This window comes from Streptomyces sp. NBC_00285 (assembly GCF_036174265.1).
Lineage (GTDB): Bacteria > Actinomycetota > Actinomycetes > Streptomycetales > Streptomycetaceae > Streptomyces.
On record NZ_CP108055.1, the window covers coordinates 7720587 to 7734793 of the forward strand.

The following is a 14207-nucleotide window of genomic DNA, read 5'->3' on the forward strand; positions in this document are numbered from 1 at the left end:
TCGGCCGCTCCGGACCCTCAGCCGGAGAAGCCGACATGCGCGAGCCGCAGCGGGCCGCGCAGTCCGATGTGCACGTCGTGCACGCCCTCGGCGACGATCCCGGCGCCGAGGGTGGTGTAGGCGTACGGCCCGGAGTCGGATTCCGTCACCTCCAGGACAGCGAGCACCGCGCCCCCGTCAAGCGACAGCTCGACCGCGCCCTTCCCGGAGACCAGGGCCGTCACCTCGGTGACGCCGTCGCCGAAGTCGCAGTCCTTGTAGACCAGTTCACCGGTGCGGCCCTCGGACGCGGTCACCGCGTCGCCCGCCGCCTTCGTCCGGTCGACGATCTCGACCCCGCTCTGCTCGTCGAAGTCCGCGCTGTCCAGGCCCCGTTGGAGCACAGGTCGCGGCGCGGAGGGCTCGCCGTCGAGCAGTACCGTCGTACGCAGCCGGATGTCCTCGCTGGACGCGCCGGCGAGGAGTTCGTACGGGCCCGGGTCCAGACGCCACCGGCTCCGTGTCACGTCCCAGAACTCGAAGGCGCGCAGGGGGACTTCGAAGGACAGCTCCTCGCGGGCGCCCGGCGCGAGTGTCACCCGCCGGTGGGCCACCAGTTCGCGGCGCGGGCGGGGGAGTGCCGGGTCGACCGCGCGGGTGTAGAGCTGGGCGACCTCGTCGGCGGTGACGTCGCCGGTGTTCGTGATCGCGAACGAGACGTACGCCGTCCCGTCGTCGATCCGCACGCCGAGGTCGCCGTACGAGAAGGACGCGTACGACAGCCCGTGCCCGAACGGGAACAGGGGGGTGCCCTCGAAGTAGAGGTAGGTCTGGCGGCTGCCCACGATGTCGTAGTCGAGCAGGCCGGGCAGGTCGGCGTCGTTCTCGTACCAGGTCTGCGGGAGGCGGCCGGCGGGGGAGGCGTCGCCGGCCAGGACGCGGGCCAGGGCGGTACCGGCCGCCTGACCGCCGTGCGCTGTCCAGAGCGCCGCGGAGAGGCCGGCGGTGTCGACCGCGTACGGGTAGGCCGACACCAGCGCCAGGACCGTGCGGGGGTTCGCGGCGCGGGCCGCCCGCAGCAGGCGCTCCTGATGGGCGGGGAGCCGCAGGGAAGCGCGGTCCTCGGTCTCGCGGCCGTTGATGTGCGGATCGTTTCCCGCGACGACCAGGACGACGTCCGCCTCGGATGTGACGCGGGTCACTGCATCTTCGCCGCGTTCGACGATGATCAGCTCAAAGGTTTCCGCGTTCTCGCCGTTCCCGTCGTTCCCGCCGTTTTCGTCGGCAACCTTTACTCCGTCCGCGGCGACAGTGACGTGGCGGCCCGTGCCGATGTGCCTGAGGAGGTGACCGCTGCCGTGCTGTTCCAGGCGGAAGGTCTCCTGGACGACCCAGCCTCCGGGCTGGTCGGCGGAGGCGCGGAGGTAACCGTCCTCGGCGACGGAGAGATAGCGGCCGTCGGGGGCGCGGAGCGTGAGGACGCCCTCGTCCCAGTCGATCAGCGCGAACTCGGTGCCGGTGGCGTCCGTCGTCAGCGGGGGCAGGTCGGTGCGGCCCGCGAGCAGCGCCGGGTCCAGAGCGCCCTCGGCGCCGCGCACCTCGTCCTCGCCGCCCTCGGAGGCCGGGACGTGCAGAAACGTCCCCGCCGAGGTCTTCAGCCGGACCCGGTCCACACCCTCCGCGAACTCCACGCGCTCGGCGCCGAACCGCTCGTACAGCCCCTCCAGCGGGGTGGAGCGGTGGATGAGCGTGCCGCTGTACCAGTCCAGCTTGCACTCGTCGGCGAGCAGACCGACCACGGCGATCCGGGCATCGGGGGCGAGCGGCAGCACACCGTCGTTCCTGAGCAGGACGATCGCCTGCTCGGCGGCCTCCTGGGCGAGCGCGCGGTGCTCCGGGGTGTCGAAGTCCTTGTCGTCGGCGTGCGGGTCGTGGTGCGGGTCGAACTCGCCGAGCCGGAAGCGCACCGAGAGCTGCCTGCGGACCGCGGTGTCGATGTCGGCCTCGGTCAACAGGCCCTGCTCCAGGGCCCCTTGGATGCGCGCGGTGATCTGCGAGCTGTCCGTGCCGTGGTCGGTGAAGCTGTCGACGCCGGCCCGCAGGGAGGCGGCGGTCGCCTCCTCGTGGGTGTCGAAGTAGTGCTCGTGGTCGACCAGGTTGGAGGGCGCGCCCGCGTCCGAGCAGACCAGCAGCTCTTCGTCCGTCCAGGCCCGCAACTGCTCGCGCAGATACGGCGAGACGTGGTTGGGGCGGCCGTTGACCAGGTTGTACGCCGGCATCACACCGGCCACCGCGCCCGCCTCGACCGTCTCGCGGAAGGCGCGCAGGTCGTACTCGTGCAGCACGCGCGGACGCACCGAGCTCGACGCGGTCGCCCGGTCCGTCTCGTTGTTGTGGGCCAGCCAGTGCTTGAGCACCGGGGCGGTGCGCCAGTACGTCGGGTGGTCGCCGCGCAGCCCGCGGGTGTAGGCGGTGGCGATGGCGGAGGTGAGCTTCGGGTCCTCCGAATAGCCCTCCTCGTTACGGCCCCACAGCGGGTGCCGGAGCAGGTTGACCGTCGGCGCCCAGACATTGAGGCCGACGCGGTCGTCACGGGCCCGCATGGCCCGGACCTCCTTGGACACCGCCTCGCCGACCCGCCGTACGAGCTCGGTGTTCCAGGTCGCGCCGAGGCCGACCGACTGCGGGAAGACCGTCGCCGGGCCCATCCACGCGACGCCGTGCAGCGCCTCCTGGCCGGTGCGGAACCCGTCGAGGCCGAGCCGCTCGAGGGCCGGGGTGAACTGGTGCAGGAAACCGATCTTCTCGTCGGGGGTCAGTCGCGACAGCAGATCGTCGATGCGCTTCGCGAACGGCAGACGGTCATCGCGAAACGGTGGCGTGTGCGGCGGGTGTGCGGTCACGTGGGGATCCCCTTGTGATGAATCGATTCGATGCTTTCGAAGCGCTTCGATGCTCATTCGGCACCGGGGTGGGTGTCAAGAGATCAACACCGTCACTTCAAGCGGTGCATAAGAAAAGGTCACCCATTCCACCGCCGAGGAATCTTGCATCCGACCCTTGTGCACCCCTGGGTGTTCACTTAACCTCACAGCAACATCGAAGCGCTTCGACTACGGATCGCCGCACCAAGGGTCGAAGAACAGCTTCAGCTCAGCCAGTTCCACTCAAGACACCACAGCCGACGGCTCCACCGCCGGGTGTCCTGGTGCGCCATGAAGGGTTGACGCAATGACGCCGAACGCCGCCGCCCCCTCCTCCGGTCCTGACGGGCCGAGCCGGAGAAGCTTCCTCGCCTCGACAGCGGTCGCCACCGCCGCCGTGGCGGGCGGGATGCCGCTGCTCTCCGCCTGTGGCGGCTCGGACAGCGAATCGCGTGAGGGGACCACGTCGGGCAAGGCCGCGGACAAGCTGCTCCCGACGTACGTCGCCAGCAAGGTAGCCAATCCCGACCTTCCGTCGAAGAACGGTTCGGCGGCCGGATTCACCGGAAAGGTCGACCTCGCGGCCCTGGATGCCTCGGTCCCCAAGAAGCTCGGCACGGGCGCCTCCTTCAAGATCATGTCCCCGTTCTGGGGCTCCCCGCCGAAGGCCGGCTGCGCCTACTACACCGCGCTCGACGCCGCCGCGGGCACCAAGATCACCTGGCAGAACCAGGACGGCAACACCTACGGCGAGAAGCTCGGCGCCGTCCTCGCCTCCAGCTCCATACCCGACATGGTGGTCGTGCCCGGCTGGGAACTGGTCGGCAAGATCGCGAACGCCGTCACCGCGAAGTTCATGGACCTCGGCCCCTATCTGGCGGGCGACAAGGTCAAGAAGTACCCGAACCTGGCCGCGATCCCCTCCGACGCCTGGCGCATGGGCATCTTCGGCGGGGCGCTGCGCGGTATCCCGATGCCGGCCGCCAGCGCGTCCACCATCGTGCCGTACTACCGCAAGGACATCTTCGACAAGAAGGGGTACACGGTCCCCAAGTCGCCCGACGAGTTCCTCAGCTGGGCGAAGGAGGCCACCAGCGCCAAGGCCAAGGTGTGGGCCTGCGGCGACCTGAACTGGACCGCGTGGAACATCTTCGGTGTCCGCGGTTCCGGGTCGATCGGCTGGAACATCGGCGACGACGGCAAGCTGACGTACCGCATCGAGCAGCCCGAGTACCTCGAAGCCCTGGAGTGGACCCGCAAACTGTTCGACGCGGGCGTGGTCCACCCCGACGACAAGGCGCGCACCGGCGACGCGGGCAACCGCTTCACCGCGGGCCAGATCCTCGTCTTCAACAACGACATGTCCTCCTGGTACGGCAAGACCGCCGAACAGGCCGCGTCCAACCCGGACTTCGACATCGAGGGCATGGACCTCTTCGGCGCCGACGGCGGCGACCCGAAGCTGTGGGCGGCCCAGCCGGCCGGTATCTGGTCGATGATCCGCAAGGGCGCCTCGAAGGCGACGATCGAGAACGCGCTGGCCGCCGCCGACTTCTCGGCCGCGCCCTACGGCACCAAGGAGCGGATGCTCGTCGACTACGGCGTCGAGGGCACCCACTACACGGTCAAGAACGGCGTCCCGGTCAAGAACGACCTGGGCAACTCCGAGGTGGTCAACGCCTGGGTGATGCTGGCCGCGCCGGCCGCCTACTACGCCCACCCCGACTTCCCGGACGTCGCCCGCAAGCAGGTCGAGTGGCAGCAGCGGATGGGCGCCTTCATGAAGAAGACGTCGACCTTCGGTATGAACATCGTCGAGCCGACCCGCTACGCCAACCTCTCCAGCCAGTTCGAGCAGCTGGAGATCGACTACGTGCGCGGCAACCGCAAGCTGTCGGACGTCCAGGCCGCGATCTCCACCTGGAAGTCCTCCGGCGGCGACAAGCTGCGCGCCTGGTACAAGCAGCTCATCGACAAGAACGGCAGCGGCAACTGATGTCTCTCACGGCCGGGAGCAGGCCCGACGGGACTCGTCCTCCCGCGGCCGTCGAGGAACCGACGGCCGCGGTCGCCACGGCGGTGGCGGCTTCGGCGACGAAGGAGCGGGCGCCGCGCGAAGCGAGCAAGGCAGGCAAGGCAGTCAAGGCGGGCAAGGTCCCCTTCCGGATCCGGCTGCGCCGCGACCGCACGCTGATCCTGATGACGCTGCCCGTCATGGCCCTGCTCCTGCTCTTCAACTACGTTCCGCTGCTCGGCAACGTCGTCGCCTTCCAGGACTACGACCCCTACGTCTCCAGCAACGGCATCACCGCGATCTTCCACAGCCCCTGGGTCGGGGTGGAGCAGTTCTCGCGGATGATCGACGACCCGCTGTTCTGGAGCGCCGCGAAGAACACCATCGTGCTGTTCGTGCTCCAGCTGGTGCTGTTCTTCCCGATCCCCATCGCCCTCGCGCTGCTCATCAACAGCGTGATCCGGCCCCGGGTGCGGGCCGTGGCACAGGCGATCATGTATCTGCCGCACTTCTTCTCGTGGGTCCTCGTCGTCACCGTGTTCCAGCAGATCTTCGGCGGCGCGGGCATCATCGCCCAGACCCTGGAGGACCACGGGCGGAGCGGCTTCGACCTGATGACCAACGCGAGCCTGTTCAAGTTCCTGGTCACCGCGCAGGCCGTCTGGAAGGACTCCGGCTGGGGGATCATCGTCTTCCTCGCCGCGCTGGCCGCCGTCAGCACCGATCTGTACGAGGCCGCCGCCATGGACGGCGCGGGACGTTGGCGCCGTATGTGGCACGTCACGCTGCCGGCGCTGCGCCCGGTGATCGCGCTGCTGCTGGTCCTCAGGGTGGGCGACGCGCTGAGCGTGGGCTTCGAGCAGTTCCTGCTCCAGCGGTCCGCGGTCGGAGCCGGGGCCAGCGAGGTCCTCGACACCTATGTGTGGAACATGGGCATCCAGAACGGCGACTTCAGCTACGCGGCCGCGGTCGGCCTCGTCAAGGGAGCCATCGGAGTGTGCCTCGTCCTGGGTGCGAACAAGTTCGCGCACCTGCTCGGTGAGCAGGGGGTGTATCAGAAGTGAGCCTCAACACGCAGCTCATCCGCAGCCTCCAGGCCCCCGCCCGGCCCGCATGGGAGGAGGAGCCCAACAAGGCCGGCATCACCGCGAAGAGCGGTCTGCTGCTCCTGTGCTGCCTCGGGGTGCTCGGTCCGCTGTGGATCGTCATCGTCACCAGCCTCTCCCCGAAGCCGGTGATCGACCGGGTCGGCGGGCTCGTGGTGATCCCCCAGGGCATCACCTTCGTCAACTACACGGAACTGCTCAGCGGCGGACAGGTCAGCCGGGCGATCATGGTCTCGGTCGGGATCACGCTTTTCGGCACGCTGTTCTCGATGGCCGTGTCCGTGCTCGCCGCCTACGGGCTGTCCCGGCCGGGCAGCCTCGGGCACCGGTACTTCCTGATCACCATGATGGCCACGATGTTCTTCGGGGCCGGGCTCATCCCGACGTATCTGCTGGTGCAGTCGCTGGGACTGACCGACACCTATCTGTCGCTGATCCTGCCGAGTGCCGTCAGCGTCTTCAACATCCTGGTGCTGCGGGCCTTCTTCATGGGGATCTCGCCCGAACTCACCGAGTCCGCGCGCATCGACGGGGCCGGCGACATGCGGATCCTCCTGACGATCATCATGCCGCTGTCCCGGGCCGTGCTGGCCGTGATCTCCCTCTTCTACGCGGTCGGGTACTGGAGTGCCTGGTTCAACGCGTCGATCTATCTCAGCGACCAGTCGATGATGCCGTTGCAGAACGTGCTCATCCAGCTGGTGCAGAAGAACACGGAAGCGCCCACGGGGTTGGCGCAGGCGGTGCGTACGGGGCAGTTGTCATCGCTGGGGCTGCAGATGGCCGTGATGGTGCTGGCGTTGATTCCCGTGGCGATTGCTTCTCCGTTCGTCCAGCGGCACTTCAAGAAGGGCATGTTGACCGGAGCGGTGAAGGGCTGACCGTTCGCCATCCCGGAGGGGTGGTGCTGACGGACGGCGGCTGCGGGTTGTCGGTGGCTGGGCGCGCCCACGCGGCGGAGCCGCAGATCGATGCGGCCCCGCGCCCCTGGTTGGGTTCACTTTCCCTTAGTTCAGAGCGAGGTTAGTCATGCTTGCGTCCAGGCTCAGTCGGCGTGCCGTTCTTGCCGGGACCGCGGCCGCCGCCGCGATCACCACCCTTCCGTCCCTCTCGGGGACCGCCGAGGCGGCCACCCCCTCCTACCGCTGGCGCCAGGTCGCCATCGGCGGTACCGGCTTCGTCACCGGAGTTCTCTTCCACCCCTCCGTCCGAGGGCTCGCCTACGCACGGACCGACATCGGCGGTGCGTACCGGTGGGACGACAGAGCGGACCGCTGGATCCCCCTCACCGACCATCTCGGCTGGGACGACTGGAACCTCCTCGGTGTCGAGGCCATGGCCGTCGACCCCGCCCACCCGAATCGCGTGTACGTGTCCCTCGGCACCTACGCCCAGTCCTGGGCCGGCAACGGGGCCGTTCTGCGTTCCGAGGACCGCGGCGCGACGTGGGCCCGCACCGACCTGGCTGTGAAGCTCGGCGGGAACGAGGACGGCCGGGGAACGGGGGAGCGGCTGCTCGTCGACCCCCGGGACAGTGACACCCTGTGGCTCGGAACACGGCACGACGGGCTGCTCAGGTCCACCGACCGGGGCGCCACCTGGGCCGCCGCGAGCACCTTCCCCGGCACGCCGAAGGCCACCGGCCAGGGCGTCACCCTCCTCGTCGCCGCGGGCCGCAGCGTCTACGCCGGTTGGGGCGACTCCGACGGCACCGCCCCCAACCTGTACCGCACCACCGACGGCACCACCTGGGAGACCGTCCCCGCGCAGCCTTCCGGTACCTCCGCCAAGGTGCCTATCAGAGCCGCCTACGACTGCCACACCCGCGAGCTGTACGTCAGCTACGCCAACGCGCCCGGCCCGGGCGGCCAGTCCGACGGCAGTGTGCACAAGCTGGCCACGGCGAGCGGCAAATGGACCGACGTCACCCCGGTGAAGCCCGGCGGCACCACCGCCGACGGCTCCTCGGACACCTTCGCCTACGGAGGCGTCGCCGTGGACGCCCGCCGCCCCGGCACGGTCGTCGTCTCCACCAACAACCGCTGGGCGGCCGTCGACACCCTCTTCCGGACCACGGACGGCGGCCGCACCTGGACGTCCCTGAAGGACTCCGCGGTCCTCGACGTCTCCGAGACCCCGTTCCTCACCTTCGGCGCCGACAAGCCCAAGTTCGGCTGGTGGATCCAGGCCGTCGCCCTCGACCCGTACGACTCGAAGCACGTCGTCTACGGCACCGGCGCCACTCTCTACGGCACCCGGGACCTGAAGCACTGGGCCCCGCAGATCCGCGGCCTGGAGGAGACCTCCGTACGCCAGCTGATCTCGCCCTCGACCGGGCAGGCGCATCTGCTCAGCGGTCTCGGGGACATAGGTGTGATGTACCACGAGCGGCTGACGGCGTCGCCGTCGCGGGGCATGGCCTCGAACCCCGTGTTCGGGTCGGCGACGGGACTCGCCCAGGCCGCCGCCAAGCCGTCGTACGTCGTCCGGACGGGCTTCGGCGACCACGGCAACGGCGCCTTCTCCAACGACGGCGGCAAGACCTGGGCGCCCTTCGCGGCCCAGCCGGCTGTCGCCAAGGACTCGCCGGGGCCGATCGCCACCAACACCGACGGCAGCGTGCTGCTGTGGACCTTCGTGCACTGGGACGGCACCAAGTACCCCGCCCAGCGCTCCACCGACAACGGGGCGACCTGGACCGAGGTCGCCGGCTACCCCAAGGGCGCCACCCCGCTCGCCGACCCGGCCGACCCGACGCGCTTCTACGCGTACGACACCGACACCGGCACCCTGTTCGCCAGCACCGACAGCGGCCTCACCTTCACCGGGCGCGCGGGCCAACTGCCCTCCGGCGACAGCCAGTTCCAGCTGACCGCGGCCCCGGGGCGCTCCGGCGACCTGTGGCTGAGCACCAAGACGAACGGTCTCTACCGGTCCACCGACGGCGGAGCGGCCTTCGCCAAGCTCACCAGCTGCTGGGCCTCGCACACCCTCGCCTTCGGCAAGGCAGCCAAGGGCGCCGACCACCCGGCGATCTACATGGTCGGCTCCACGGAGTCGATCACCGCCGTGTACCGCTCCGACGACGGCGCGAAGAGCTGGGTGCGCATCAACGACGACCAGCACCAGTGGGGCTGGATCGGCGCGACCATCGCCGCCGACCCGCGGGTGTACGGCCGCGTCTACATCGCCACCAACGGCCGGGGCATCCAGTACGGGGAGCCCGTCTGATGGCCGCGGAAAAGAGGCCGAACCTGGGCGACGCCACCCGCGGCCGCATCCTCTTCGGCGGCGACTACAACCCCGAGCAGTGGCCCGAGGAGACCTGGCACGAGGACGTGCGGCTGATGAAGGCCGCCGGCGTCAACTCCGTCACCCTCGGCGTGTTCTCCTGGGCGAAGCTCGAACCGCAGCCGGGGGAGCGGGACTTCGGCTGGCTGGACCGGCTGATGGACCTCATGCACGCGGGCGGCATCGGGGTCGTCCTCGCCACCCCCACCTCCTCGCCGCCGCCGTGGATGGGCCATCTCCACCCCGACACCCTGCCCGTCACCGAGGACGGCCGCACCGAGCACTGGGGCGGACGCCAGCACTTCTCGCACTCCAGCGCCACCTACCGCCGTCACGCCGCCGCCATCACCGAGGACCTCGCCGCCCGCTACGGCGGCCACCCGGCCCTCACGATGTGGCACATCAACAACGAGTACTGCACCTACGACTGGAGCGACGAGGCCGCCGCCCGCTTCCGCACCTGGCTCCAGCACAGGTACGGCACCCTCGACGCGCTCAACGAGGCCTGGGGCACCGCCTTCTGGAGCCAGGGCTACGGCGACTGGGCCGAGATCCACACGCCACGCCACGCCCACTACATGAAGAACCCCAGCCAGGTTCTGGACTTCAAGCGGTTCACCTCCGACATGCTCCTGGAGTGCTACGTCGCCGAGCGGGACATCGTCCGCCGGGTCACCCCGCACATCCCGGTGACCACCAACTTCATGCCGCTGTGGGTCGGCCAGGACGCCTGGCGCTGGGCCGAGGAGGAGGACGTCGTCTCCGTCGACATCTACCCCGACCCGCGGGACCCCCTCGGCGCCCAACAGGGCGCCCTCGTCCAGGACATGACCCGCTCGCAGGCCCGCGGTCCCTGGATGCTCATGGAGCAGGCCGCCGGGCCGGTCAACTGGCGGGGCGTGAACCACCCCAAACCCCGTGGCCTGAACCGTCTTTGGTCCCTCCAGGCAGTGGCCCGGGGTGCCGACGCCGTCTGCTACTTCCAGTGGCGCCAGTCCCGGCAGGGCGCGGAGAAGTTCCACTCCGGGATGGTCAGTCACGCGGGCGAGGAAGGCCGCACCTACCAGGAGGTCAAGCAGCTCGGCGCCGAGCTCGCCCGGATCGCCGGTGAGGTGACGGGCAGTCACACACCCAACGACATCGCCGTCCTGCACGACTGGCACGCCTGGTGGGCCGGCGCCCAGGACGGCCGGCTCTCCCACCGGGTCGACCACCCCGACCTCCTGAAGGCATGGCACCGCGCCCTGTGGGAGGCCCACCTCACCACCGACTTCGCCCACCCCGAACACGACCTCACCGCCTACAAGGTGGTCGTCGTCCCCCAGCTCTACGCCCTCACCGACACGGCGATCGACAACCTCCTCGCCTACGTCCGCCAGGGCGGCACCCTCGTCTCCGGCTTCCTCACCGGCGTCGCCGACCAGGACGACCGGGTACGCCCCGGCGGCATGGACGCCCGCCTGCGCGAACTGTTCGGCATCCGCACCCTGCACGAGTGGTGGCCGCTCGACGCGGGCGAACACGCCGAGTGCGACGGCTCACCCGGAGGATTTCGCGGCACCCTGTGGTCGGAGGAGATCGACAAGGACGAGAACGCCACAACGGAGGCCGCCTACAAGGGGGGTGAGCTCGACGGGCAGCCCGCCGTGCTCCGCAGGGACCGCGCCTGGTACTTCTCGACGCTCCCCGAACCGGACGCCCTGCGCGAACTCCTCGGCCGCATCGCCCACGACGCCGGAGCCCGCCCCGCGCTCGGCGGACTGCCCGACCGGGTCGAGGCGGTCCGCCGCGGTGACCTGCTCTTCCTCCTCAACCACGACCGCGAGCCGGTGACGGTCGACGTCCCCGGCACCCACCGGGACCTGCTGACGGGGGAGTCCGTCACGGACCGGGTGACACTGGGCCGCTACGGAGCGGCGGTACTCGCGTGACGAGCGACCACCCCGTCCACGGCACCTGGGAGCCCGAACCGGCCACGCGCTGGGAGGACGGCTTCCTGAGCGGCAACGGCCGTCACGGCGCCCTCCTGTTCGGCGACCCCGGTGACGAGCGGGTCGTCGTCACCCATCACACCCTGGTCCGCCCCAACGGCTCCGAACACGCCCGCCCACCCCGGCTGGCCGCCGAACTCCCCGCACTCCAGGACCGGTTGCTCGCCGGCGACCTGCACGCGGCCGAGGCCTTCACCGACCGGCGCGAGCTGCAGTGGGTGCAGCCCTTCCACCCGGCCTTCGCGGTACGGCTGCGACGGACCGGGCCCGCCGGGACCCACGGCCACCGCCGCTCCGTCGACTTCACCACCGGCGTGGCGCAGACCGAGTCCGAGGGCCGCCTCAGCCGCGTCTTCGTCTCCCGCGCCGACGACGTCATCGTCCACCAGGTCACCACCTCCGACCTGGACATCTCCCTGGACCACCGGCTCCCGGGCGCACCCCACGGCCTCGGCGTCGGCCACGGCGCCGTCCTCACCCCCGAGGGCGCCCTGCTCACCCTGCGCGCCCGCTACCCCGGAAGCGACCGCGCCTACACCGGCATCACCCTCGTCGCGGTCTCGGGTGGCCGTACGACCCTCACACCTCCCGGCATCCGCGTCACCGGCGCGGACTCCGTCCTCCTCCTCACCCGCGTCCTGCGGCACACCCACGAACCGGACGCGCTCGCCGAGGCCCGGTCCCTGGGGGAGCTGCTGCCGGACCAGGACCCCTTCGACGGCCTGCTGGCCCGGCACACCGAGTCGCACCGCCCCGCCTACGAGCGGGTGACCCTCGACCTCGGCGCCGACCCCGCCGAACGCGCCCTGCCGGGCTCGGCGTTGCTGCGGAAGCCCGACAGCCCCGCCCTCCTGGAACGCCTCTTCGCCGCCGGCCGCTACCACCTGCTCTCCGCCAGCGGCCTCTTCCCGCCCCGCCTCACCGGCCTGTGGACCGGCGACTGGGACACGGCCTGGTCGGGAGCGTTCACCAACGACGCCAACGTCAACCTCCAGACCGCGTCGGCGGCCTGCGCGGCCCTCCCCGAAGTCACCGCGGCGCTCGCCTCCCTGATTCACCGTCAGATACCGGACTGGCAGAACAACGCCCGCGAGATCTTCGGCACCCGAGGCATCGTCGCCCCGCCGCACTCCGACGGCGAGTCCGGGCTGACGTACCACTTCAGCCGCGAGTACCCGCTGCACCTGTGGACCGCGGGGGCCGACTGGCTGCTCAAGCCACTCGTCGACCACGACGAGACACGCGGCGAGCGGGACCCGCGCACCGCACACGCCCTCGCCGAAGCCGCCCGGTTCTACGAGGACTTCCTGACACGGGTCGACGACAACGGGCACCTCGTCGTCGTCCCCTCCTACTCACCCGAGAACCGCCCGGCGAACGCGAGTTGGGGCGCGATCAACGCGGCCATGGACCTCTCGGCGGCCCGGCACGCCCTGCGCACGGCCGCCGACTACCACCCGGGCACCGAGCAGGCGCAGATCTGGCGGGCCCTCGCCGACCGTCTCCCGCCCCACCGGACCAACACCGACGGCGCCCTCGCCGAATGGGCCTGGCCCGGCCTCGACGACACCTACGACCACCGACACCTCAGCCACCTCTACGGCGTCTGGCCGCTCGACGAGATCACCCCCTACGACACCCCCGACCTCGCCAAGGCCGCCCACCGTGCCCTCGAACTGCGCGGCGCCGAGAACGACTCGGCCCACGGACACCTCCACCACGCCCTCGTCGCGGCCCGGCTGCGTGACGGCGAACGGGTCGCACACGCCCTCGGCCAGGTACTGAAGGGCGACTTCTTCCACAACTCCCTGATGAGCGCGCACTATCCGAACCGGGACGTCTACAACGCGGACGCCGCGCACACCCTGCCCGCCGTGATCGTCGAGATGCTCGTGCAGTCGACTCCGGACCGGCTGGTGCTGCTGCCGGCGGTGCCGCAGGCGTACCCGACCGGACACCTCAAGGGCGTCCGCACCCGGTTCGGGGCCGCACTCGACCTCACCTGGAGCCCGCACGAAGCGACCGCGGTGATCCGCCCCACCCGGACCCACCGCATCGAACTCCGGACTTTCTCCGGCGCCGAGCCGCTCGACCTTGTCGCCGGAGAAGACCACGTCCTCCGTCTGGAGGCGTGGTAATCACCCCCGCATTTCCCCCCACCCATGGAAAGGGACACCATGGCAAGCACACTGCGCAAGATCACCATGGCCGTACTGGCCCCGGCGATGGCCATCGGCGCCACCGTCGGACTCGCCTCCGCCCCCGCCTCCGCCGCCGTCTGGAGCTCCTGCGCCCAGTACGGCAACACCAGCCTGAACGGCTACACCCTCTACAACAACATCTGGGGCTCGGGCGCCGGCAGCCAGTGCTTCTGGGCCAACTCCGGCACCAACTGGGGCGTCAACGCCAACCACCCCAACACCGGCGGCATCAAGTCCTACCCGAACTCGACGAAGGCGGTCAACAAGTCGATCACCTCGCTGGGTTCGCTCACCAGCAACTACAACGTCACGGTCCCGTCGTCCGGCGCGTACAACACGTCGTACGACATCTGGGACACCGCGCACCGCTACGAGATCATGCTCTGGGTCAACAAGACCGGAGCCGTCGGCCCGATCGGCACCTCGCAGGGCAACGTGACGCTCGGCGGCCACACGTGGACCGTCTACAAGGGCACCAACGGATCCAACGCGGTGTTCTCGTTCATCCGCACCTCCAACTCCACCTCCGGCTCGGTCAACGTCCTGCCGATCCTGAAGTGGATCAAGGACACCAAGGGCTGGTTCGGCAACGAGACGATCGGTGACGTGCAGTTCGGCTTCGAGATCACCAGCTCGTCCGGCGGACTGAACTTCACCACCAACAACCTGACCGTAAGCAGTAGTTGACCTGACCGTGGGGT

The 14207-nt window shown here is 70.0% G+C and carries 8 protein-coding genes; 7 read left to right on the forward strand and 1 reads right to left on the reverse strand.

Annotated elements, in window-relative coordinates; genetic code table 11:
* Window positions 1–17: 17 nt before the first annotated feature.
* Complete coding sequence (locus tag OHT57_RS35730; RefSeq protein ID WP_328750890.1) at window positions 18–2882, reverse strand: glycoside hydrolase family 3 C-terminal domain-containing protein; 2865 nt, start codon at window positions 2880–2882, stop codon at window positions 18–20.
* Between the two features lie 328 nt (window positions 2883–3210).
* Between OHT57_RS35730 and OHT57_RS35735 the strand changes: the two genes are divergently transcribed.
* From OHT57_RS35735 to OHT57_RS35765, 7 genes are all read left to right on the forward strand, one after another.
* Complete coding sequence (locus tag OHT57_RS35735; protein ID WP_328750891.1) at window positions 3211–4899, forward strand: extracellular solute-binding protein; 1689 nt, start codon at window positions 3211–3213, stop codon at window positions 4897–4899.
* Entirely contained in the window at window positions 4899–5981 is a 1083-nt protein-coding gene (locus OHT57_RS35740) for an ABC transporter permease (RefSeq protein WP_328750892.1), read from the forward strand. The genes OHT57_RS35735 and OHT57_RS35740 overlap by 1 nt, the downstream gene beginning before the upstream one ends.
* Entirely contained in the window at window positions 5978–6904 is a 927-nt protein-coding gene (locus tag OHT57_RS35745; RefSeq protein ID WP_328750893.1) for a carbohydrate ABC transporter permease, read from the forward strand. The genes OHT57_RS35740 and OHT57_RS35745 overlap by 4 nt, the downstream gene beginning before the upstream one ends.
* A 148-nt stretch (window positions 6905–7052) precedes the next feature.
* On the forward strand, window positions 7053–9254 hold the full coding sequence (locus OHT57_RS35750) for a WD40/YVTN/BNR-like repeat-containing protein (RefSeq protein ID WP_328750894.1): 2202 nt from the start codon (window positions 7053–7055) through the stop codon (window positions 9252–9254).
* Window positions 9254–11245: a beta-galactosidase gene (locus tag OHT57_RS35755; RefSeq protein WP_328750895.1), complete on the forward strand. Its 1992-nt coding sequence runs from the start codon at window positions 9254–9256 to the stop codon at window positions 11243–11245. Before OHT57_RS35750 ends, OHT57_RS35755 begins: the two co-directional genes overlap by 1 nt.
* Window positions 11242–13443, forward strand: a complete 2202-nt coding sequence (locus OHT57_RS35760) for a glycosyl hydrolase family 95 catalytic domain-containing protein (protein WP_328750896.1) — start codon at window positions 11242–11244, stop codon at window positions 13441–13443. Before OHT57_RS35755 ends, OHT57_RS35760 begins: the two co-directional genes overlap by 4 nt.
* A gap of 39 nt (window positions 13444–13482) precedes the next feature.
* Entirely contained in the window at window positions 13483–14193 is a 711-nt protein-coding gene (locus OHT57_RS35765) for a glycoside hydrolase family 12 protein (protein ID WP_328750897.1), read from the forward strand.
* Window positions 14194–14207: the final 14 nt, after the last annotated feature.